The organism is Croceicoccus sp. (genome assembly GCF_983967925.1).
Map to the genome: position 1 here is coordinate 70,411 of NZ_CFETID010000009.1, position 22,359 is coordinate 92,769.

The 22,359-nt window shown below is 66.7% G+C and carries 23 protein-coding genes and 1 tRNA gene; 15 read left to right on the top strand and 9 right to left on the bottom strand.

Annotation, left to right across the window (positions count from 1 at the left end; genetic code table 11):
* The first annotated feature begins 2 nt into the window (after positions 1-2).
* From AC4FIJ_RS07225 to gspN, 6 genes are read left to right on the top strand one after another with little or no spacing between them, the layout of a single operon-like run.
* Positions 3-1,583, top strand: a complete 1,581-nt coding sequence (locus AC4FIJ_RS07225) for a GspE/PulE family protein (protein ID WP_490336035.1) — start codon at positions 3-5, stop codon at positions 1,581-1,583.
* Positions 1,583-2,809 carry a type II secretion system inner membrane protein GspF gene (gene gspF / locus AC4FIJ_RS07230; RefSeq protein ID WP_490336036.1) on the top strand — a complete coding sequence of 409 codons (1,227 nt, stop codon included), beginning with the start codon at positions 1,583-1,585 and terminating at the stop codon, positions 2,807-2,809. Before AC4FIJ_RS07225 ends, gspF begins: the two co-directional genes overlap by 1 nt.
* A 4-nt stretch (positions 2,810-2,813) precedes the next feature.
* Positions 2,814-3,284: a type II secretion system major pseudopilin GspG gene (gene gspG, locus AC4FIJ_RS07235; protein WP_490336037.1), complete on the top strand. Its 471-nt coding sequence runs from the start codon at positions 2,814-2,816 to the stop codon at positions 3,282-3,284.
* A gap of 8 nt (positions 3,285-3,292) precedes the next feature.
* Complete coding sequence (gene gspL, locus AC4FIJ_RS07240; protein ID WP_490336038.1) at positions 3,293-4,450, top strand: type II secretion system protein GspL; 1,158 nt, start codon at positions 3,293-3,295, stop codon at positions 4,448-4,450.
* Positions 4,447-4,932 carry a type II secretion system protein M gene (locus AC4FIJ_RS07245; RefSeq protein ID WP_490336039.1) on the top strand — a complete coding sequence of 162 codons (486 nt, stop codon included), beginning with the start codon at positions 4,447-4,449 and terminating at the stop codon, positions 4,930-4,932. Before gspL ends, AC4FIJ_RS07245 begins: the two co-directional genes overlap by 4 nt.
* Positions 4,929-5,675 carry a type II secretion system protein N gene (gene gspN / locus AC4FIJ_RS07250; protein ID WP_490336040.1) on the top strand — a complete coding sequence of 249 codons (747 nt, stop codon included), beginning with the start codon at positions 4,929-4,931 and terminating at the stop codon, positions 5,673-5,675. The genes AC4FIJ_RS07245 and gspN overlap by 4 nt, the downstream gene beginning before the upstream one ends.
* A gap of 27 nt (positions 5,676-5,702) precedes the next feature.
* On the opposite strand, the gene AC4FIJ_RS07255 is transcribed toward gspN, so the two are convergent.
* A complete protein-coding gene (locus tag AC4FIJ_RS07255; protein ID WP_490336041.1) occupies positions 5,703-6,155 on the bottom strand; it encodes a Dps family protein in 453 nt (150 codons plus the stop codon).
* Positions 6,156-6,356: 201 nt separating this feature from the next.
* On the opposite strand from AC4FIJ_RS07255, the gene AC4FIJ_RS07260 reads away from it, so the two are divergent.
* Positions 6,357-7,352, top strand: coding sequence for an adenosine kinase (locus AC4FIJ_RS07260; RefSeq protein WP_490336042.1), 996 nt, complete (start codon positions 6,357-6,359; stop codon positions 7,350-7,352).
* A gap of 2 nt (positions 7,353-7,354) precedes the next feature.
* The gene (locus AC4FIJ_RS07265; protein ID WP_490336043.1) at positions 7,355-7,933 is read left to right on the top strand and encodes an LOG family protein; all 579 of its coding nucleotides are present in this window, start codon (positions 7,355-7,357) and stop codon (positions 7,931-7,933) included.
* 6 nt (positions 7,934-7,939) lie between these two features.
* On the opposite strand, the gene AC4FIJ_RS07270 is transcribed toward AC4FIJ_RS07265, so the two are convergent.
* The 7 genes from AC4FIJ_RS07270 to AC4FIJ_RS07300 all read right to left on the bottom strand — a co-directional run bounded on the left by AC4FIJ_RS07270 (position 7,940) and on the right by AC4FIJ_RS07300 (position 16,490).
* Positions 7,940-8,356: a hypothetical protein gene (locus AC4FIJ_RS07270; protein WP_490336044.1), complete on the bottom strand. Its 417-nt coding sequence runs from the start codon at positions 8,354-8,356 to the stop codon at positions 7,940-7,942.
* 17 nt (positions 8,357-8,373) lie between these two features.
* On the bottom strand, positions 8,374-8,817 hold the full coding sequence (locus AC4FIJ_RS07275) for a hypothetical protein (protein ID WP_490336045.1): 444 nt from the start codon (positions 8,815-8,817) through the stop codon (positions 8,374-8,376).
* Positions 8,818-8,941: 124 nt separating this feature from the next.
* Entirely contained in the window at positions 8,942-9,619 is a 678-nt protein-coding gene (purQ, locus tag AC4FIJ_RS07280; RefSeq protein WP_490336046.1) for a phosphoribosylformylglycinamidine synthase subunit PurQ, read from the bottom strand.
* Positions 9,620-9,651: 32 nt separating this feature from the next.
* Entirely contained in the window at positions 9,652-9,885 is a 234-nt protein-coding gene (gene purS / locus AC4FIJ_RS07285; RefSeq protein ID WP_185885348.1) for a phosphoribosylformylglycinamidine synthase subunit PurS, read from the bottom strand.
* A gap of 108 nt (positions 9,886-9,993) precedes the next feature.
* Positions 9,994-12,933: a M16 family metallopeptidase gene (locus AC4FIJ_RS07290; protein WP_490336047.1), complete on the bottom strand. Its 2,940-nt coding sequence runs from the start codon at positions 12,931-12,933 to the stop codon at positions 9,994-9,996.
* Positions 12,934-13,024: 91 nt separating this feature from the next.
* On the bottom strand, positions 13,025-13,807 hold the full coding sequence (purC, locus tag AC4FIJ_RS07295) for a phosphoribosylaminoimidazolesuccinocarboxamide synthase (protein ID WP_490336048.1): 783 nt from the start codon (positions 13,805-13,807) through the stop codon (positions 13,025-13,027).
* Positions 13,808-13,991: 184 nt separating this feature from the next.
* Positions 13,992-16,490, bottom strand: coding sequence for a TonB-dependent receptor domain-containing protein (locus AC4FIJ_RS07300; RefSeq protein WP_490336049.1), 2,499 nt, complete (start codon positions 16,488-16,490; stop codon positions 13,992-13,994).
* A 277-nt stretch (positions 16,491-16,767) separates the two neighbouring features.
* Here AC4FIJ_RS07300 and infA point away from each other — a divergent pair, with 277 nt between their 5' ends.
* The 7 genes from infA (at position 16,768) to folE (ending at position 21,716) form a co-directional block, all read left to right on the top strand.
* On the top strand, positions 16,768-17,013 hold the full coding sequence (infA, locus tag AC4FIJ_RS07305) for a translation initiation factor IF-1 (RefSeq protein WP_066771685.1): 246 nt from the start codon (positions 16,768-16,770) through the stop codon (positions 17,011-17,013).
* A 14-nt stretch (positions 17,014-17,027) separates the two neighbouring features.
* Entirely contained in the window at positions 17,028-17,615 is a 588-nt protein-coding gene (locus AC4FIJ_RS07310; RefSeq protein ID WP_490336050.1) for a Maf family protein, read from the top strand.
* Positions 17,608-18,594: a ribonuclease E/G gene (locus AC4FIJ_RS07315; protein WP_490336051.1), complete on the top strand. Its 987-nt coding sequence runs from the start codon at positions 17,608-17,610 to the stop codon at positions 18,592-18,594. Before AC4FIJ_RS07310 ends, AC4FIJ_RS07315 begins: the two co-directional genes overlap by 8 nt.
* Entirely contained in the window at positions 18,591-18,791 is a 201-nt protein-coding gene (gene yacG / locus AC4FIJ_RS07320) for a DNA gyrase inhibitor YacG (protein ID WP_490336052.1), read from the top strand. The genes AC4FIJ_RS07315 and yacG overlap by 4 nt, the downstream gene beginning before the upstream one ends.
* Before the next feature lie 129 nt (positions 18,792-18,920).
* Positions 18,921-18,995, top strand: a tRNA-Phe gene (locus tag AC4FIJ_RS07325).
* An 84-nt stretch (positions 18,996-19,079) separates the two neighbouring features.
* Positions 19,080-21,035: an excinuclease ABC subunit UvrC gene (uvrC, locus tag AC4FIJ_RS07330; protein ID WP_490336053.1), complete on the top strand. Its 1,956-nt coding sequence runs from the start codon at positions 19,080-19,082 to the stop codon at positions 21,033-21,035.
* 72 nt (positions 21,036-21,107) lie between these two features.
* Positions 21,108-21,716, top strand: coding sequence for a GTP cyclohydrolase I FolE (folE, locus tag AC4FIJ_RS07335; RefSeq protein WP_490336054.1), 609 nt, complete (start codon positions 21,108-21,110; stop codon positions 21,714-21,716).
* On the opposite strand, the gene AC4FIJ_RS07340 is transcribed toward folE, so the two are convergent.
* Positions 21,710-22,315, bottom strand: a complete 606-nt coding sequence (locus AC4FIJ_RS07340; RefSeq protein ID WP_490336055.1) for a TetR/AcrR family transcriptional regulator — start codon at positions 22,313-22,315, stop codon at positions 21,710-21,712. The genes folE and AC4FIJ_RS07340 overlap by 7 nt on opposite strands.
* Positions 22,316-22,359 lie beyond the last annotated feature (44 nt).

A 22,359-nucleotide genomic window follows, 5' to 3' on the forward strand; every position in this document is an offset into this window, starting at 1 on the left:
CCATGGCCACCGATCCTCACGCCGATGTTCCGCTGACGGACGATGTGTCGTTCGCCAAGGGAGAATTCGTGCCCGCGGAGTCCGTGGTGTCGGACCGCGTGGCGACCGGCCTGACCTATGCCGAGGCACGCGACAATGGCGTGCTGCTGGTGGAGGACGAGGCGGGCGAGCATCTGGCTATGCGCCAATCCGCCGATCCGCTGGTGCTGCTCGACCTGCGCCGCCGTTTCGGGCGTCCGCTGCGGGTGGAGAAGGTGGAGCCTCAGCGGTTCGAGGCGCTGCTGGCTGAAACCTATGGCGACGCGGGATCGCTGGCGGCGGACCAGATGGGGTTCGAGGCTGCGTCCGACACCGATATGATGGGCTTGCCCAGCGCCGAGGATCTGCTCGACAGCGCAGACGACGCGCCCGCCATTCGCCTTATCAACGGGCTGATCGCGCAGGGCCTGCGCGAGGGCGCGTCGGATATTCATATCGAGCCCTACGAACAGGCGCTGGTCGTCCGTTTCCGCGAGGACGGCGTGCTGATCGAGAAGCTCCGCATGCCGCCGCATGTCGCGCCCGTGCTGGTCAGCCGCATCAAGGTCATGGCCCGGCTCGACATTGCCGAGCGCCGCGTGCCGCAGGACGGGCGCATCGGCCTGTCGCTGGGCGGCAAGCTGGTCGACGTGCGCGTATCGACCCTGCCGAACCGCGCGGGCGAGCGCGTGGTGATGCGCCTGCTCGACAAGGATAATGCGGGGCTGACGCTCACCGACCTCGGCCTCGACGACAAGGCGCGCGAGGTGCTGGAACGCGCGCTGAAGGAACCGAACGGCATCGTGCTGGTCACCGGCCCGACCGGTTCGGGCAAGACCACGACGCTCTATGCCGGTCTGCGCAGCCTGAACGACGGGCAGCGCAACATACTGACTGTGGAAGACCCTGTGGAATACGCTGTGGACGGCGTGGGGCAAACGCAGGTCAATGCCAAGGTCGGGCTGGACTTCGCGGCAGGGCTGCGCGCGATCCTGCGGCAGGATCCCGACGTGGTGATGGTCGGCGAAATCCGCGACAAGGAAACCGCCGACATCGCGGTGCAGGCCTCGCTGACCGGGCATCTCGTGCTGTCCACCGTGCACACCAACGACAGCATTGGCGCGATCACGCGCATGCGCGACATGGGGGTCGAACCATTCCTGCTGGCCAGCACCCTTCGCGGCGTGATCGCGCAGCGTCTGGTCCGCCGCCTGTGCCCGCATTGCAAGCGCGAGGCGGAGATCGACCCGGCGCTGGGCACGATCCTCGGCATCAAGCCGGGCAGGACGGTTTTCGAACCGGTCGGTTGCAAGCAATGCGGCGAAACCGGCTATACCGGCCGCATCGGCGTGTACGAGGCGGTACGCATCGACGACACCATCCGCCGCATGGTCCATGAGAACGCGGACGAGGAGCGCATAGCCGATTACGCCTTCGGCAAGACCGCGGACGGCCAACGCCGCGGCCAGCGCCTTGCGCGCGCGGCAAGGCGCATGGTGCTGGCAGGCGTGACCTCCGCGACCGAGGCCGCGCGCGTCGCCCGGCGCGAGGACGAGCAGCCGTAATGGCGAAATACGCCTATCTCGCGGTCGATCCGCAGGGACGCGAAAGGCGCGGGGCAGTCGATGCCGCCAGCACCAGCGCCGCGCGCGAACAGCTGGCGAAGCGCCGCTGGCACGTGCTGCGCGTGGACGAGAAGCTGGTCGGTACGGCTCCCGCCAAGGCGGGCGGTTTCACCCTGCCGCTGCTGGGCCGCAAGCTGACCACCAAGCAATTGTCGCTGTTCACGCGTCAGCTGTCCTCGCTGATGATGGTCAGCCCGCTTGAGGAAGCGCTGCGCACGATCAGCCGCCAGACCGAAAAGGACAAGGCGCGCGCGATCCTGACCAATGTCCACGCGGGCATCGTCGAAGGCCAGCCGCTGGCCGAGGCGCTGCGGCGCGAGGAGGCGAGCTTTCCGCCGGTCTTCCGCGCGATGATCGCGGCGGGCGAGAATTCTGGCAGCCTGCCCAGCATCGCCGAACGCCTGGCCGACAGCCTTGAATCGCAGGCCGAGATCCGCGGCAAGATCATCGCCGCGCTCGCCTATCCGATCATTCTGTCGCTGGTCGCGGTGGCGGTGGTCACCGGGCTGATGGTGTCCGTCGTGCCGCGCGTTGTCGAACAGTTCGACAATGCCTCGCGCCAGTTGCCGCTGCTGACGCGGATCGTGATCGCCCTGTCGGAATTCCTGTCGGCCTGGTGGTGGGTGCTGCTGCTGGTCATCGCGCTGTGCATTCTGGGATTCCTGCGCGCGATGAAGAGCCCGCCGTTCAAGCTGCGCTTCGATACGCTGCTGCTGAAGACGCCCTTCGTCGGGCGGCTGATCCGCGACATGCATGCCGCCGCGCTCGCCCGCACGCTGTCCACCATGATCGCCGCTCGCCTGCCGCTGGTCGACGGGCTGCGCCTTGCCAGCCGCACGGTGCATAACGCGGTGCAGCGCCGCGCGCTTGAGACCATTACCGAGAAGGTGCGCGCGGGCACCTCGCTGTCGACCGCCATGCGCGAGGCAGGGACCTTTCCGCCGCTGCTCGTCTATCTCGCCGCCAGCGGAGAGGCGGCCGGCCAGCTTGGCCCCATGCTCGAACGCGCGGGTGAGTATCTCGAACGCGAATTCGCCAGCTTCACCGCCGCCGCCATGGCGCTGCTGGAACCTGCCATCATCATCCTGATGGGCGCGGTGGTCGCCACGATCATCCTCGCCATCCTGCTACCCATCCTGCAATTGCAGGAACTGACCGGACTTTGAGATCATGACCCAGACCCCCGAAGACATCCGCGAAAATGGCGCCAAGAGTCGCCGCCCGAACCGGAAGCGCAACGGCTTCTCCCTCGTCGAGCTGATGGTGGTGCTGTTCATCATCGGCCTGCTGGCCAGCGTCGTCATCATCAACGTGCTGCCCAGCCAGGACAAGGCGATGGTGGTCAAGGCCGAGGCCGATATCGCCACGCTGAACCAGGCGCTGGAAATGTACCGGCTCGACACCGCGACCTATCCGGGTGCGTCGGATGGGCTGAATTCGCTGGTGACGCCGCCCGCCGATCTGATGATGCCGCAGAACTACCGCTCGGGAGGGTATATCAAGGAATTGCCGACCGATCCGTGGGGCCGTCCGTACCAGTACCGCGTGCCCGGCGCGAACGGCAAAGCCTTCGACGTCTATTCTCTAGGGGCCGACGGCCAGCCCGGCGGCGAAGGCGAGAATGCGGATATCGTCGGCTGACGATCCCTATGGCGCGTTTCCGATCCAGCCTGCCCGATCCCGACATGGATGAGGGTGTTGGTCCTGACGGGCTGATCGTCCTGCTGGGCGAGAATCCGCGCGATCCGTGGCGCTGGTGGCGCGTGTCCGATACCGGGCTGGAGAGCGAGCATCGCCACATACCCGGCGATGACGCGCCTTGGGGCGATACCGACAACATGCGCGTCGCGGCGCTGGTCCCTGCGCTCGATGCGCCGGTGCGGATCGCGCCGCGCGGCGACATGCCTGCCGCGCAGGCAGTGGCGGCTGCCCGGCTTTCGCCTGCGGGCATGTCTTCCGCCGAACCCGCCCATGTCGCGGCGGCGGCAGAGGGCGATCATGTGCTGACCTGCCGCGTCACGCAGGGGCATATGGATTTGTGGCTGGCCGAACTGGCCGCTGCGGGGCTGAACCCCGACGCGCTGGTGCCGGCCGCGCTGGTGCTGCCTGCGCCTTCGAACGGCGATGTCGCGCAGGGCGAGATCGGCGGACAATTGCTGGCCCGAACGCAGGACGCGGCCTTTGCGGGTGAGGCGGAGATGGTCGACGCGCTGGCCGCCGGTGCGACCCGACTGGACATCGGCGCCGACCTTCTGGCCGACCGGCTGGCGGCCTTGTGGCGCAATCCGCCGCTGGACCTGCGGCAGGGGGCATACGCCCGCCCGCGCGTGTCGTTCTTCCGCCTGCCCGACTGGGCGCAACTGGCGCGCATGGCGGCCGTGCTGGCCCTGCTCGGCTTTCTGATTTTGGTGGTGGAGATCGTGCGGCTCGAACTCGACAGCAACGCGCTTGAGGACAAGGCGCTGGCCGCCGCGCAGCAGCGTTTTCCTGCCGTGACCGACCTTGCCAGCGCAGAGGCGCAGGTAAACGGCGAATTGCTGCGCCGCGGGGCAGGGGGCGCCAGCTTTGACGCGGTGACCCCGGCGGTGTTCGCTGCGATGCAGCCGCTGCCCAATGTGCAATTGCGCACGCTCAGCTGGCAGGGCGACGGCACCTTGGCCATTCGCGCCGCCGCCCCGCGCGTGGAGGATATCAACAGCATGCTGATCGCGCTGCAGGCCGATGGCTGGGAAGTGACCGTGCCGCCCGAAACCGCCGAGGACGCGACCGGCGCGACCGTCGTCGACATCACGGTGCGCGCGCCATGACCGCGATGCTGCAACCCTTGCGCGACTGGTTCGCCGGATTGTCGGGGCGCGAGCGCTGGCTGGTGGGCATCGCAGGCGTGCTCGCGCTGCTGGTGATCGCGATCTACGGCATCGTTTTGCCGCTGGGCGCGGCGCATGACGATGCCCATGCGCGGCACCGCGAGGCGGTGTTCGCCTCCTCGCGCGTGCTGGCAAGGCTGGATGCGCTGAACCGCGCGCCCGACGCCGCACCGACGGGCAGCGGCCCCGTGTCGCAGGCGGTGGCCGCCGCCGCCGATGTCCAGGGGCTGGTGCTGCAGGCCAATACGGCGCGCGGCAATGACGGCGCGCAGATCAGCGTCGCGACCGCCGCGCCGGGGGCCGCGCTGGCGCTGCTCGACGCGCTGTCGGCAGAGGGGATCGTGGCCGAACAGGTGACGATCACGCCCGCCGCCGACGGTTCGGTGGCGCTCAATGCCTCGCTGCGCAGGATCGCGCCATGATCGGACGCTGGATCTTCATTCGCGACAAGCGGCTGACCCGCCTGTCGGTGGTCGTGCTGGGGCTCGGCGTGCTGCTTGCGCTGCTGGTCATGCTGCCGCTGCGGTTGGTGCTGGGCTGGGCCGATCCGCCGGGCCGAACGCTGAAGGCGCAGGCGGTCGAGGGTGTGGCCTGGGACGGTCTGGTGGGCGAGATGCAGTTGGGCCAGTTGCCGCTGGGCCTGATGGAAGTCGATCTGATGCCGCTTCCCCTGCTGATCGGGCGGGCGCAATTCGCGCTGGAAAGGCCCGACTATCCCGGCGCGCGTCCCTTTACCGCGCGGATTCGCGGCAACGGCGGCGGATTTGCGATTACGGGCGCGAGCGGGGAGCTGGCACTGGGCGGGACGATGGCGCCGCTGCCGGTCCGTACGCTTACCATGAATGATTTTTCCGCTCAGATGGCGGGCGGAAGCTGCGTGTCCGCATCGGGGACGTTGGGGCTGGTGGTGCCCGCGATGGGCGCGATGATGGATGCCGAAACGGTGCTCTCGGGCGAAGCGCGCTGCGAGGACGGTTCGCTGATCGTGCCGATGACCGGGCCTTCGGGATCGGAGCGGGTCGATTTCCGGGTCGCTCCCGACGGGCAATGGACGGCGACCATGTCGCTGGTCGGCCTGCCGCCGGACATGGCCGCACCGCTGCTGGATATGGGTTTCCAGCAACGGCGCAACGGCGTGGGGCTGACCGCCAGCGGAACGCTGTGACGGTCGCCCTCGTTCGGGGAATTCAGATCAGCCGAGAGTGGAGGCGAGGAACCAGGTGCGCTCCTCGGCCTGGTCGGTCCAGTCGTCGATCAGGCCGTCGGTGGCATTGTCGCCCGCCTCTTCGGCCAGTTCCTTCAATTCCTTCAGCGTCTTGACCATCTGCGCATTATCGTCGCGCAGCTGGCTGACCATGTCCATGGCCTCCAGATCGGCGGAGTGCTGATCCTCGACCTTGGTCTTCTCCATGATCGACGCGATCGAGGTGAGGGTGGTGCCCTCGATCTTGCGCACGCGCTCGGCGATGATGTCGACATTGCCGAAGATCTCGGCAGCCTGTTCGTCGAACAGCAGGTGAAGTTCGCGGAACTGCGGGCCCTTCACGTGCCAGTGAAAATTCTTGGTCTTCATGTAGAGCGCGAGATGGTCTGCCAGCAGCCCGTTCAAACCGTCGATCAGCGCCTTCTTTGCATTGTCACCCATGGATGTGTCCTCCTGGTCCGTAATTAACATAGGATATGGGGCTCAAACGCCCGTGTACAAATCGGGTTTCCTGCTTTCTGCCGGATTTTGTGATCGCTTTTTCCGATCACTGCCAATCGCGCCGTCGCAAGGCGATTGACCCGCCGCGCCGCTTACCGCTAACGGCGCAGGCACACCCATGATTATGCGAGACAATCTTTCATGACCGGCGCCCACGATAATGGCGAACCGGCCCAGATCGTCGCGCTGGGCGATGCGATCGTCGACGTGCTGGCGCGCCGGGACGAGGATTTCCTGGTCGAATGCGGCGTGCTGAAAGGCACGATGCGCCTGCTCGCGGACGAAGAGGCGCAAGGGCTGGCCGCGGCCATGGACGCCAGCGGCGCGGTCGAGGAAGTGCCCGGCGGATCGGCGGCGAACAGCCTTGCGGGCGCGGCGGCGCTGGGCATACGCTGCCGCTTCATCGGGCAGACCGGCGACGACCGGTTGGGCCGTCTGTTCAAGCGGCACATGGCCGATCTCGACATCGCGTTCGACACGCCGCCGATCGGCGACGCGCCGACGGGCCGCTGCTTCATCCTCGTCACTCCGGATGGTGAGCGCACGATGCAGACCTCGCCCGCGGCCAGCCACCGGCTGACGCCCGATGCGCTGGACGAAGATGCGATCCGAGGCTGCGACACGCTCTTCCTAGAAGGCTATCTGTGGGGGCCCGAAACGCCCCGCCGCGCCATGCTGCGCGCGATCGAGATCGCCCGCGCCGAGGGGCGCCGCATCGCCTTCACCCTGTCCGACAGCATCGCCCTGCCGGGCCGGCGCGACACGATCCTGAAACTGGTCCAGGACGGCGGCGTCGACGTGCTGTTCGCCAATGAGTACGAGGCAAGGCTGATGTCGGGCGTCGACGATTTCGATGCCTCGATGCGCTTCCTGTCCGATCTGGTAAAGCTGCCCGTGATCACGCGCGGCGCGGCGGGCGCGACGGCGATGTGGCGGGGTGAGAAAATCGAGCGCCCTGCCGCAAGGCCCGAAGCCATCGTCGACACCACCGGCGCGGGCGACCAGTTCGCGGCCGGTTTCCTCGCCGCGCTGATCGCCGGGCGCGACATATCCGACAGCCTCGACGTCGGCGCCCGCAATGCCGCCGCGGTACTGGGCCACGTCGGCGCCCGCCCGCTCAAGCGAATGGAGATCTGAACATGGGCGCACTTTCTTCCCTTGCCGTCTATTGCGGGTCGGGCATGGGCCAGAACCCCGACTATGCCGCCGCCACGCGCGATCTGGGCCGCACGCTGGCCGAGCGGGGCATCGACCTCGTCTATGGCGGCGGACGGCTGGGGCTGATGGGCATCATCGCCGATACCGTGCTGGAATCGGGCGGCAAGGCCTATGGCGTGATCCCCGACGCGCTGCACAGTTTCGAGGTGGCGCACACTGGGCTGACAGAACTGCACCAGGTCGCCGACATGCACCAGCGCAAGGCCAAGATGACGCAGCTGGCCGATGCCTTCCTGTGCCTGCCGGGCGGGATCGGCACGCTGGACGAACTGATGGAGGCGTGGACGTGGAACGCGCTCGGCTATCACGCCAAGCCGTTCTGCCTGCTCGACACCAATGGCTATTGGCAGGACTTCATCCGGTTTTGCGACCGCATACAGGCCGAAGGGTTCATGAGCAGGGAACGCCGCGCCCAATTGCTGGTCGCCAGCGACATCGACAGCGCGCTCGACATGCTGGACAAGGCCGTGGCGGGGGCCAGCGTCGGCCCCGTCTGGTAAGAACCCTCACGCCGCCGGTGGTTCGGAGGTTTCCTCCAGCCGCCGCACGATCCAGCGCACCGCCGCATCCTCGACATTGACCGAGATCCACGTGCCGTCGGGCGCGATGCTTTCCTCGTCGCAGGATGTGCCGCTTTCGCTGGCGGTGCAGAACAGGCCGGGTTCGGGCATGGTCCATGTGCCGGTTTCGACGATCCGGCCATCGCGCAAGTTGCGATAGGTGCCATCGGGCCGCACCTCCTGCACCATCACCGCGCCGCCATCGCCAGAGCTGATCTCGAACCGTCCGGTGGCGGGGCCTCCGTCGGCGGCGGGATACGCTGGCGGTTCAGCAGGCGCCTGCGCCGCGTCCTCGCGCGGCTCCTGATTGCAGCCGGCGGCGGCAAAGGTCAGGAACAGCGCGAGGGCGGCGGCCAGTCGCATCGGGCTGGCGTTCGCGATCAGCCGGCAGCCTCGGTCGGCAGCACTTCCGATCCCATCACGCGTTCGACCGTCCAGATTTGCGCGGGATCGGCGGTGCTTGTCGCGGTCCAGGTGCCATCGGTCATCGCGTTCATATAGCAGGTGGCGTCCGCCTCGCCCTGCATGGTGACGCAGAAATTGCCCTCGGCGTCGGTCGTCCAGGTGCCGGGGACGGGATCGCCCTCGGACACCACGTCGACCAGCGTGCCGTCTTCCTTGACGTTGCGCATGATCCTCGTCTCGCCATCGGCGGAGGTCAGTTCGAACACGCCGTAAAAAGGCAGGCCGTCGGGCGCCATCATCGCGGTTTCGGCGGGCGAGAGGCTTTCTTCCTCTGCTGCGGGCGCGACGGGTTCTTCGGCCGGTTCGCATCCGGCAAGTGCGAAAGCGGCGATGGCGGCAAGGCCGGCGATCCTGTGCATGGCGTTCTCCCTATTTGCTGATGCTTGCCGCCAATATGGCGCAGATCGCACGGATCGCCAAGCCGGGGGCAGGCCAATGTGAAAGCACGCCCGCCGCATCAGGGAAGAAACTGTCGGGGGCCGTTCAGGCGACCGCCAGCGCCTCGAACACCGACTGGAACAGGGCGCGGCCGTCGGCGCTGCCCTGCTCGGGCTCGATCGCGCGTTCGGGGTGGGGCATCATGCCCAGCACATTGCCCTTTTCATTCAGCACGCCCGCGATCTGGCAGGACGATCCGTTGACCGCCTCGCCATAGCGGAACGCGATGCGTCCTTCGCCTTCAAGGCGGGCCAGCACGTCCTCGTCCGCGAAATAATTGCCGTCGTGATGGGCGACCGGAATGTGGATCGTCTGCCCCTTGTCATAGCCCTGCGTGAACAGGCTGGAGGCGTTTTCGACCACCAGCGGCACGGTGCGGCAGACGAAGCGGATGCCCGCATTGCGCATCAGCGCGCCGGGCAGCAGCCGCGCCTCGGTCAGCACCTGGAACCCGTTGCACACGCCCAGCACGGGAACGCCGCGCTCCGCCGCCGCGATGACCGAGCGCATGATCGGGCTGTTCGCCGCCATCGCGCCCGAACGCAGGTAATCGCCATAGGAAAACCCGCCCGGCACCGCGACGAAGTCGATGTTGTCCGGCAATTCGGCATCGCCGTGCCAGATGCGCAGCGGTGCCTTGCCCGAAACCTGCTCGATCGCGACGGCCATGTCGCGGTCGCAGTTCGAACCGGGGAAGGTGATGACGCCAGCGGTAAAAGCCATCGGTCAGGGTTCCTTGGTCAGCCCGATTTACTTCAGGAAAGCTTCTCGACGCGGTAATTCTCGATCACCGTGTTCGCCAGCAGCTTGCGGCACATCTCGTCCAGCGCCTCGTCGCTGGTGTCGTCGGCGACTTCCAGCGCGATTTCGCGTCCGACGCGCACATCGGCGACGCCGTCGAAACCCAGACCTTCCAGCGCGTGATGGATCGCGCGGCCCTGCGGATCGAGCACGCCGGGTTTCAGCGAAACATGGACCTGCACCTTCATGAACGGTGACCTTCTTGCAAAATTACGGGGTTCAGCCTGTCGCAGCCCCTATGACGAGATGCGCGCGGGCGCAAGCATGCTGCGGGCTCAAGTGTCTATGGAATCGGCCTATGGAGCGGGAGACGGCGCGTCTTCGGGCACGACGAGGAACTCCACCGCCTGTCCGGGGGCGAGCCACTCGCGCGCTTCCTCCTGCAATTGGGCGGCGGTCACGGCGGCGGCGCGGTCCCTGGCATTGGCGATTCGCTCCAGCCGGTCTCCCTCGCTCTGCGCGCGGTCGGCGATGGCAAGCCAGCCCGCATTGGATTTCAGCAGGTTCTCATAGGCAGAGATCAGCGGCGCGCGGGCACGCTCCACCAGATCGTCGGGGATCGGTTCGCTGCGCAGCGATTCGACCGTGGCGGCCAGCGCGGCGCGCGCGGCGGGAAGCTGCGCCAGTTCGACCTGCGCGCGGATCGAGAACGTGCCCCAGCCCGGCCAGATCTTGCTCATCGAATTGCTAACCTGCGGCGAATAGGCCTGCCCCAGACGTTCGCGCAATTCGTCGGTGACGGCGATGCGGGCCACGCGCTCCAGCAGTTCCATGCGGATTTCCTGCACGGCGTCGCTGTCGTCGGTGGTGGGCCAGATCATCTCGATCAGCGCCTGCGTCGGCTCGCCCTCATGCCGCAGCACCACGGGGCCACGCCGGTCGGTAAAACCGCGTTCCAGCGCCTGAGGATTGGGGGTAAACTCCGTCTCGCGCATGGGCAGCGCGCCCAGCGTGCGCCCGACCAGTTCCACGGCGCGGTCCTCGTCCACGTCGCCGACGATGGCAATCTCGATCGGCCCGCTTTCAAGGCTGGGGTCGATGACGGGCTGCAGCCTTTCGAAATCCAGCGCGCGATAATCGCCGATCTCCTGCTGGGTAAAGCGAGGGTCGCCGTCGCTGATCACCCCGCCGCGCCCGCTGGCCAGCGCCGAGCCGGGCGTCGCGCGCAGCCGCGCGAAATAATCGGGCAGCGCGTTGCGGAAGCGCGTCATCGGCTCCGTCCGCCAGCCGGGATCGGTGATCAGCGCGGCCATCAGCTGCAATTGCAGTTCCAGATCCTCGGCCCGCGTGCTGCCCGTCGAGAGGAACGCATCGCTGCCCGCGCCGAAGTCGAAACCGACGCGGCGACCGGCAAGGATCGATTCCAGCGTATCGGCGTCATGTTCCCCAAGGCCGCTGGCGGGAATGCGCGAGGCCAGTTCGACCGCATTGGGCGCCTCGCGAGTCTCCAGCAGCTTGCCGCCCGGGATCGTCATGCGCACGAGAACCTGGTTGCGCGCCAAATCGGTCTGCTTGACGTTCAGCCGGACATTGTTGGCAAAACGCACCGTGCGCACATCGAACAAAGGTTCGCGCGTGTCGGACACGACTCTGCCCGGCGTGCCGAAATCGGTGTAGGCAAAAGGCACGCGCTCGACCGCGACTTCCTCGGCCAGCGGGGCCTGCATCGCGTCGGTCCATGCCTCGCGCAGACCTTGCTCTGCGCCCTCGGGCGCGGTGCGGCCGCGAAAGCGGATATGCGCCGTGTCGTCCAGCGGGACGGCCTCTTCGCGCATCGCGGCCAGCACGGCATCGGGCGTGATCTCGTCCCGCATCGCGAAATAGCGTTCCGCAGCCTCGGGACCGGTGGTGGGCACGCGCCCTTCGCCCACCCAGCGCAGGATGCGGTCGACCATGAAATCATTGGTGCGCGTCGGCTCGCTGACCGCGGCGGCTTCATAGCGTTCGTCGAGTTCGGCCAGCTGCTCTGCGATCTCGGCCTCGGAAAAGCCGCGTTCGATGGCGCTGCGATATTCGGCGGCCGCGGCCTTCAGCCCGTCGTTCCAGCGGCCATCCACACTGTCGACGATCAGCCGCGTGATCCGCGCGTCGCGAAACACATTGCCGGTGCCGAAACCCGCCGATTTGAACGGCGCATTCGCTTGCCGCGCCAGCCGGGTCAGCCGCCGGTTGATCGCGTCATAGCCGATCTGGCGCAGGATCGTCGCGCGGCGTTCCTCCGCCGTATCGGGCGCGTTCTCGGCAGGGGCGAGTGCGAAGGCGGTGAAGCGTTCGGACAGCGCAGGATGCAGATGGATGGATTCGCTCGCCGGACGGGCAAAATCGACCGCGCCGTAATCGCGCGGTTCGGGCGGCGGGGCGGCGGGCTGCCAATTGCCGAAATACTCGGCAATCGCGGCCTCAACCGCATCGGGGTCGAGGTCGCCCACCACGATGACCGCGGCATTGCCGGGACGGTAATGCGACGCCCAGAAGTCGCGCAGTTCCGCGGCGTCGGCAGCGGTCAGCGTCTCCACCGTGCCGCCCGCCCAGCGATCGACATAGCGCGCATCGGGCGTTTCGAAGCGGTACCGGTCGAGCGCGTCCTCCAACTGGTAATTGGCCCGGTCGCGCCGTTCGGCCAGCAGCACGCCGCGCTCGCGCTCGACGGCTTGCGGGTCGAAGTTCAGCTCGCTCGCCACCTCGCGCATCAGCATCAGCGATGTGTCGAGCAGCTCCGGGTCGGTGCGCGGAAGGCGCAGCTGGTAGATCGTGTGCTCGAACCCGGTCGATGCATTGGTGTCCGCGCCGAACGCCAGACCGGCACGTTCCAGCAGCGGGATCATTTCCCCTTCGGCGACGCGGGTCGATCCGTTGAACGCCATGTGTTCGACGTAATGGGCAAAACCGCGCTCGTCGTCGGCCTCGTCCAGCGATCCCGCATCGAAGGCGAGACGGATTTCCGCGGTGCCCTGCGGCGTGCCGTTGGGCCGGACCGCCCAGAACAGCCCGTTGGGAAGCCGGCCCCAGCGGATCGCGGTATCAGGCTCAAGATCGGTCTGGGCCAGCGCGGTTTCGGGCTTGGGATATCCGCTGCGGTTGACGCTGTCCGGCGCGGGGGCCGGAGGGGCGGCGGGCTGCCCGGCGGGAGGGGCAACAGGCGCGAGCGGCACGGCACACCCGCCCAGCAGGCCCAGCGCCAGCACGCCCGAAAGCGCACGCGCCCGCCAAACCGGCATGCGAATGCGATCAGCCAATCCGGCCTGCCCGGCGACCCACCATCCTGCCGCCGGTTCCGGCGATCTTTTTCTGCAATCCTCGTCCCATCAAATTGTTACGCTGCGGCCCTTATTTCTTTCCCCGCAGCTTGCGATGATGGTTGATATCGAACACCTCACTCGGCCCGTCGTCCTGCAGTACGCCCAGCCTGCGGGCGACTTCCTGATAGGCGTCTTCCTCGCCGCCGAGGTCGCGGCGAAAGCGGTCCTTGTCCAGCTTCTCGCCCGTGGTCATGTCCCACAGTCGGCAGCCGTCGGGGCTGATCTCGTCCGCCAGGATCACGCGGCTGTAATCGCCGTCCCACAGACGTCCGAACTCCAGCTTGAAATCGACCAGCCGGATGCCGACCGCGGCGAACATGCCGCACATGAAGTCGTTGATGCGGATCGCCATGGAAGAGATGTCCTGCATCTCCTCGTTCGAGGCCCAGCCGAAGCAGGCGATATGCTCTTCCGCGATCAGCGGATCGCCCAGCGCATCGTCCTTGAAGTAATATTCCAGCAGCGTGTGCGGCAGCGGCTCGCCCTCTTCAAGGCCCAGCCGCTTCGAGATCGAGCCCGCCGCGACATTGCGCACCACCACCTCGATCGGGATGATGTCGACCTGGCGGACCAGCTGCTCGCGCATGTTCAGGCGGCGGATGAAATGGGTCGGGATGCCGATATGCGACAGGCGGGTGAACACGAACTCGCTGATGCGGTTGTTGATCACGCCCTTGCCGTTGATCGTGCCCTTTTTCTGGGCGTTGAACGCGGTCGCGTCATCCTTGAAATACTGGATCAGCGTGCCCGGTTCGGGGCCTTCGTAAAGGATCTTGGCCTTGCCTTCGTAGATCTGGCGGCGACGCGACATCGTGACTTCGCTTTCAAGCTGCGCCCGTGATCCGCCGGGTGGAAGGCGGGGGCGGAAAACACCAAGCCCCGGTCTGACCGGTCCCGTCTTGGCGGGGCGCGGACACGGCCGGGGCGTTACGGTCCGGCCTATAATGGAAGCACGGCGCAAAAGCAAAGCGCGCGTGAAACCGTGCGCCGCCGCGCTAGAACCGCTTGCGGAACTCCACCTCGAAGAAGCGGCCTGCGGGGTCGATGAAGTCGGGCAGGTAGTTGACCGGCACATCGCCATTCGCATCGGTCACGCGCTGCTGTGCGTCGAAGATATTGTCGATCGACAGCGACAGGCGGCTGCCCTTGAAGAACGGCACAGCCTCGACCAGCCTCTGCTGCTGTTCCAGATCGGCGAACAGCCGCAGGTCGACGGTCGCGATCGGCGCGAAATCCAGCGAGGTGCCGCCGTCCGATCCGCCGTCGATGCTCGCCCCGCCGAGATAATTGCCCGAGAGGCGCGCACCGAAACCGCCATAGAACACGCGTCCCGACAGCTCCACCTCGTGCCGCGCGACGGGGGTGGCGGTCAGCGATTCGCCTTCCAGCAGGTCGAGCACCGGCGTGCCATCGGCGATCTGCACCGATTGTTCGAAACGCACCGTGTGATAGGCGGCAAGGCCCCAGTGACCGCCGCCGCGTCCGCCGCCAAAACCGGGAGGACCGCCGCCGCCGCGTTCTTCGCCGCGCTGGCCGTCATCATTGCCCGCGATCCGGTCCGAAATGTCGAAACCATAACGCAGCCGCCTGCCGTCCTGATGCGCATAGGTCACGGGCCGCTGGTCGATGCTGACCAGATTGCCCTCGGCATCCCGCACCACGCGTCCGGGGAAGGCCGCCTCGATGGTCGGGGTCAGCGCGGGAAAACCGCTCGACACATCGGTCGAGCTTTCGTCGTAATATTCGACGATCACGTTCGACCGGCGAAAGAAGGGCAGGTCGTAATTGAGCCCGATCTTCCAGTCGCGCTGCTTCTCGGCGACAAGGTCGGGATTGCCGCCGGTGATGATGTCCACCACGGCGGTCTGGCCGGTCGCGATGTCGAAGATGGTGGCTCCGCTGGTCACCAGCTGCGGCGCGCCCAGCTGGCTCAGGCTTGGCGCGCGTTCGGTGTAGATGTGGCTCAGCTGCAGGTTGAGGTTCTCGAACGGCGACCAGTTCAGCCCCGCGCTCCAGTTGTACAGCGTGCCGAAGTCCGACAGATCGTTGACTCCGCCCGACAGGTCCAGCGTGATATCGCCGATCGCCGCCAGCACGTCGTCCCTGCGGCTGGTTAGCGGAATGCCCAAGGTGAAACCGCCATTGGCATCGCCGCGAGTCAGATCGGTCGCAAAACCCGGATTATCCGTGCTGCGGCTGTCGATATTCGACCAGTCGAACCCCGCCTGCACCGTCACCGCCAATTGTCCGGCAGGCAGCCACAGGGGACGGCCCGTCAGCGTCGCAAGCGATGTAGCATCCTCGGTGTTCGAGTAGCTGGCGTTCGACCGCTGGTCAGGGACGAAGGCCAGCAGATCGTCCACCGGCGCGTCGATGCCGATCTGTCCGGCCAACACCGCCGATTGCAGCGCCGAAACATCGGTCGCCGCCGTGCTGCGCGACACCGTATCGTCATGCGTCCAGCGGCCCGTGACGGTCAGGTCCCAGTCGGCGATCCGCTTGTTGAACGTCGTGCCCACCTCGAACCCGGCCGAGCGGCTGTCACGCAACCGCGCGCCGCGGCCCAGGGCCTCGGAAACCAGCACCCGCTGTGCCGCTGCGCCGCTGGCATCGCTCAACAATGCCGTATCCGGTCCGCGCAAGGACAGCGAATCGCTGCGCGTGACGGTGCCGTTGACCGTCAGCGAACCGTCGCCGCCATCCTCGCCAAGCCCGCGCGTCCATGCGCCATTGAGCGAGAGATCGCGGGTGTCGGCGACCAGCGACTGGAGGTCGGCCGGGTTGACGTCGCCGAACACCGGGTCGAAGCCATAGGACGAAACGCCGCGCTCGCCTTCGGTCAGCATCGAGCTGTTCTCGCCCTCGAACGCCAGATTGAAGCGGTTGGGCCCGCTGATCGACAGCAGCGACGCCTCGATCTCGCTGGTGTGATAGCCGCCGTCCCCCGGCACGCCATATTCCAGCTCGATCCCCTTGGACGCATAGCGTTCCTTCAGGATAAAGTTGATCACGCGCTGGTCGGGGCGAAAGCCGAAGCGGATGGCGGCCTCCTCGGGCAGGATCTCGACGTTGGCCAAGGCTTCGGGCGGATAGTTGCGGAGTTCGCGAAAGCCGGACACGCGCTGCCCGTTGACGAGGATCGCGGGCCGCCCGCCCGAACCGCGGCCGCGCCCCGACCCGGTCTGCGGCGCCAGCTCCTCCAGCAGTTCGACCAGCGAGCTTGCTCCGATGCTCAGGATCTCGTCCTCGTCCAGCACGGCGACGGGGGTCTGGGGTATGTCGACCCGGCGGCGATCGACCTGCGGGGCGGTGACAATGATGTCGTCCGACGCGTCGTCATCGACCTCGATATCCTCTGCAGGCTGGCTTTCCGATGTCCCAACGCTGTCCGTGTTCAGTTCGGCTGCGGAGGCGGGACCGGCCAGCATCGCGGCAAGGGCGAGCATGCTGGCACGGGGCACGCTAGCGCCGGGGATGGGATAGCTGATTTTCATATGATGGGATTGCACGGCATCGCGGGTGCGGGCCAAGTCGCCCGATGTATCATTATGTCGCAATGCGGTGCGCGCGCTTTCGATCCGCGTCGCGAAAGGGAAAAAGCGTCTTTTGTCATTTCATTGCCGCAAATGGCGTTGGGCGAACCGCCTCACGCAACCCGCGGCGACGTTGAAATATAACTGCGGGCTTTCCATATCCGCTCGGCACGGCTATGGGGCCGCAGGTTTTTTTTCTGACAATTCGATTGAAAGGATGGGCGCCTGGCGCCCGGGCATGGCGAAAGAAGAACTTCTCGAAATGCGTGGCACGGTTGTGGAGCTTCTCCCCAATGCGATGTTCCGCGTGCGCCTGGAAAACGATCACGAGATCCTGGGCCACACCGCCGGCAAGATGCGCAAGAACCGGATTCGCGTGCTGGTGGGCGATGAAGTCCTGGTCGAGCTGACGCCCTATGACCTGACCAAGGGCCGGATCACCTATCGCTTCATGCCCGGTCGCGGCGGCCCCGGGCCCAGCTGATCGCTGGCGCCGGCATGACGGCCCAGAATCCCGAACCAAAGCTGATCCTCGCGTCTGCCAGCCCGCGCAGGCGCGAACTATTGGCGCGTCTGGACATCGAACCCGCGCGCATCGCGCCCGCCGACATCGACGAGACGCCGCGCAAGGGCGAACTGCCGCGTCCCTATGTGCAGCGCATGGCGCGCGAAAAGGCGCTTGCTGTTGCCGCGGATGACGGCTTCGTGCTGGCGGGCGATACGGTGGTCGCCGCCGGTCGGCGCATCCTGCCCAAGGCAGAGGACGAAGCGACCGCGCGCGAGTGCCTGACGCTGCTGTCGGGCAGGCGGCACCGCGTCTTCTCCGCCATCACGCTCGCGGCCCCCGACGGTTCAGTGCGTGAGCGGATGAGCGAGACGATCGTGCGCTTCAAGGTTCTGTCGGCACAGGAAATCGACGCCTATATCGCGGGCGGCGAATGGCACGGCAAGGCGGGCGGCTATGCCATCCAGGGCCATGCCGAGGCACTGATCGCGTGGATCCAGGGCAGCCATTCGGGCGTCGTGGGTCTGCCCCTGTTCGAAACGCGCGCGCTGTTGAAGGCGGCGGGGTTTCCCATTGGCTGAAACGCCCGGCACGTGGCTGATCGAACGCGGCATCGGCGAAACCCGCGCCGCGCTGGTCGAGGACGATGCCATTATCGCTGCGAAACTCGCCTGGCCGGGCGAACTCGCCGCAGGCGCAGTGGTCGAGGGCGTGCTGACTTCGCGCGCATCGGGTTCGGCGCGCGGCACAGTGCGACTGGACGGCGGCGAGGAAGTGCTGGTCGACCGCCTGCCGAAAAGCGCCAGCGAAGGCGCGCCGATCCGCATCCTCATCCACCGCGCACGCATCGATGAAGGCACCCGCTCCAAACGCGCGCAGGGCCGCCCGACCGACGAACGCCTGCGCCCCGCACCCACGCTAGAAGAGCGGCTGAAGGGCGAGGGGCATGAAGTCCGCATCGTTCCCCGCTTTCCCGTGACCGGCTGGTCCGAACTGATCGCCGAAGCCTTCGAGCGGCAGGTCACCTTCGATGGCGGCGCACTGCACCTCTCCCCCACACCCGCGATGACGCTGATCGACATCGACGGCACGCTACCACCGCGCGCGCTGGCGCTGGCGGCGGTGCCCGCGATAGCCGCCAGCCTTCGCCGCTTCGAAATCGGCGGATCGATCGGCATCGATTTTCCGACGCTGCAGGACAAGGCCGATCGCCGCGCGGTGGACTCGGCGCTGGAACAGGCGCTGGACGGTTTTCCCCATGAACGCACCGCGATGAACGGCTTTGGCTTCTTGCAGATCGTCGCGCGGGTGCAGGGTCCTTCGATCCTGCACCGCGTGACCCTCCACCGGCTTGCCGCCGCTGCGCGCCTGCTGCTGCGGCAGGCAGAACATATCGCGGATCCGGGCGCGATCCTGCTGACCGTGCATCCCGCGCTGCAGGCCCATTTGAAGCCCGATTGGATCGCCGAACTCGCCCGCCGCACAGGGCGCGAAATCCGCATTCAGACCGATCCCGCCCTTGCGCCACAGGCCGGCATGTCGCAGGCGGTGCCGCTATGAAGACGACTCCGAAACGCGCCGTGAAAAGCTGTCCGATCTGCGGAAAGCCGCGCTCTGCCGACCATGCGCCGTTCTGTTCGACCCGCTGCAAGGACCGCGATCTGGTCCAGTGGCTGCAGGACGGCTACGCCATTCCGGGCGAGCCTGCCGAGATTCCGACCGACCGGCAGGACGGCCGCGCGGACGAGGATTTCTGACCGGACGGCACGCGCGTGAAAAAACCCGCATTTTGAGGTTTGACAGCAAGCGCGGCTTTGGCCATAGGCGGCGCTCCCGACGCCAAGCGCGATTCAATCCGCCGGTTTCGGGTCCGCCATTTCGGCGATGCCTGGGTAGCTCAGTGGTAGAGCAGACGACTGAAAATCGTCGTGTCGGTGGTTCGACTCCGCCCCCGGGCACCACTTCCTCAAATCGGCGAATAATCGGGGCGTGGTGCGCATCCCCGCGCTTTCCAACCGCGCGTCCAATCCCTATCTGACCCTGCGATGAGCCGTACGCCTGCCGGAACCCCGCCCCATCCCAAGGGCGCCGATCGCTTTAACGAGGACAAGGCGGCCTATACGGTGCGCGGCAGCCAGCCCGACCTGCAGGCGGGGCTGGCCGCGATCCGCGAGGTTCAGCGAACCCTGCCCCCGCGTCCCGGCGTCTATCGCATGGTCGATGCGCGGGGCGATGTGCTCTATGTCGGCAAGGCGCGTGCGCTGAAGAACCGCGTCGCCAATTATCTGCAGGTCGACCGCCTGCCGATGCGGCTGAAACGCATGGTCGCGCAGACGCGCGAAATGACCATCGTGACGACGAACAGCGAGGCCGAGGCGCTGCTGCTGGAAGCGCAGCTGATCAAGCGGTTTCGCCCGCCGTACAATGTGCTGCTGCGCGACGACAAGAGCTTCCCCTTCATCCTGCTGCGCGCCGACAACGACTTTCCGCGCATCATGAAGCATCGCGGCGCGCGGCGGGCCAAGGGCAATTACTATGGCCCCTTTGCCAGCGCCGGATCGGTCAACACCACGATCAACGCGCTGCAGAAACTGTTTTTGCTGCGAAGCTGCACCGACAGCTTCTTCAGCCGCCGCGACCGGCCCTGCCTGCTCTACCAGATCAAGCGCTGCAGCGCGCCCTGCGTGGGCCGCATCGACAAGGACGGCTATGGCGAGCTGGTACGGCAGGCCAAGGACTTCCTCGCCGGCAAGTCCAGCGCGGTGCAGCAGGAAATCGAAAGCCAGATGGCCGAGGCGGCCGAGAAGCTGGATTTCGAAACCGCCGCCATGCTGCGCGATCGCCTCCGCGCCGCGACCTTCATCCAGGGGTCGCAGGCGATCAATGCACAGGGCGTGGGCGATGCCGACGTGTTCGCCATGGCGGAAAAGGGCGGCCAGATCGGCGTGCAGGCCTTCTTCATTCGCGGTGGGCAGAACTGGGGCCACCGCGCGTTCTTTCCCCGCCATACCGAGGGGCTGGAACAGGAAGAGGTGTTCAGCGCCTTCCTCGCCCAGTTCTACGAGGAAGTGCCGCCCGCGCGCACCATATTGCTCGACCGCGAACTGCCCGATTGCGAATTGCTGGAAGAGGCCTTCACCGCCATCGCCGAGCGCAAGGTCGAGATCAGCGTCCCCCAGCGCGGCGACCGCCGCCGCCTGATCGAACAGGCCAGCCGCAACGCCGCCGAAGCGCTCGACCGCCGCCTCGCCGAAAGCGGCACACAGGCAAAGATCTGGCGCGAAATGGCCGAGTTCCTGGAATTGGCAGACATTCCTCAGCGGGTGGAAGTGTACGACAACTCGCACATCCAGGGCGCCAATGCGGTCGGCGCGATGATCGTCGCGGGGCCCGAGGGGTTGCTGAAGAACCAGTACCGCAAGTTCAACATCAAGCAGGCCCAGACCAACGACGATTTCGCAATGATGCGCGAGGTGCTGAACCGCCGCTTCGCCCGCGCCTTGAAGGACGATCCCGACCGCGAGACATCGGGGAAGGGCGATGCGGCCTGGCCCGATCTCGTGCTGCTCGATGGCGGCAAGGGGCAGATGTCGTCGGTGATGGACACGCTGGAGGAGCTGGGGATCGAGGACGTGCCTGTCGTCGGCGTCGCCAAGGGCCCGCATCACGGGCGCGAAGGCCGCGAGGTGTTCCATTTCCCCGACGGGCGCGAAAAGACGCTGCCGACCAATTCGCCCGTGCTGTTCCACCTGCAGCGCCTGCGCGACGAGGTGCACCGCTTCGCCATCGGCGCGCACCGGGCGAAGCGCAGCCGTTCGATCCAGGCCAGCCCGCTGGACGAGATCCCCGGCATCGGTCCCGCGCGCAAGCGGGCCCTGCTGCTGCATTTCGGCACGGCGGGCAAGGTGCGCGCCGCTGCCCTAAAGGACTTGTTGCGCGTGCCCGGCGTTTCGGAAAATGTCGCGCGGCAGATCTATGATTTCTATCACCCCGGCGGTTGATGGGGGCAAGGGGGTGACGGATGGGTCGTCACATGCCTATCTGTCGGCCGAGCTATCAGGAAAGAGAACCGCATGAGCAGCCTTGTCGGCCCCGACGAAGACAATCCCCTCGGCAAGCCGCCGGTCCCCGAAGAGGTTCAGGAGGCGATCCGCACGCTGCTCCGCTGGACCGGCGACGATCCCAGCCGCGAAGGCCTGCTCGACACGCCCAAGCGCGTGGCGCGCGCGTGGAAGGAATATTGCCAGGGCTACGGCGAGGATCCGGCGATCCATCTGTCGCGAGTTTTCGAGGAAGTGGGCGGCTATGACGAGGTCGTGCTGCTGAAGGACATCCCGTTCCAGTCGCATTGCGAGCATCACATGGCGCCGATCATCGGCAAGGCGGCGATCGCCTATCTGCCGCGCGACCATGTCGTGGGCATTTCCAAGCTGGCGCGCGTGCTGCACGGTTTCGCGCGGCGGCTGCAGATCCAGGAACGGCTGACGGCGGAAGTCGCCGAATGCATCTGGAACCATCTGAAGCCGCATGGCGTCGCCGTGGTGATAGAAGCGAGCCACGCCTGCATGACCGCGCGCGGCGTCCGCACCCCCGGCGTCGGCATGGTGACCAGCCGCATGATGGGCACGTTCCGCGACGACGAGCGCAGCCGCAAGGAAGTGCTCTCGCTGATGGGTTACTGACTGGTGCGATAGCCGTGCGCGGAGAGGATTTCGCGCACCCTTGCCAGCGCGCATCCCAGCGGATCGTCCACGCCCATCAGCGCAAAGCTGCCGGTGACGGCAAGGCTGCAATGCCCATGCACCACCGCGATCAGCGATCTGGTTAGCAGCGCGATGTCGGTGGTGCTGCCATCGGGCAGGGCGGCGCGGATTTCGCGCTCGACGATGCCGGTCAGCGCGGCGCGGCGTTCTTCGTCCTGTGGCGGCAGGGCGAAATCCGCGGGCAAGTGATGCTCATAGATCGCGGACCAGAGATGCGGGTTTTCCTGCGCGAAGTCGAAATAGGCCGCGACAAGGCTGCCGATCCGGTCCGCGCCGCCCGTGTCCAGCCGCGTCCGCAATTGCTGCGCCCAGATCTCGAAACTGCGCGAATTGATCGCCACGATCAGATGGTCGAGCGATCCGAACACATTATAGATCGTGCCGACCGAATAGCCCGCCTGCTTGGCCACTTCACGCCCGGAGAAACGGGCAAGGCCGGTCTGCGCCAGCAAGACATGGCCCAGCGAGACCAGAAGCTCCTGCAATTCCTCGCGCGTGTGATCCGATCGCCGTCCCATGAACCCCTGCTAAAGCCTTAAATGAACACTGTCCAATTTATTTA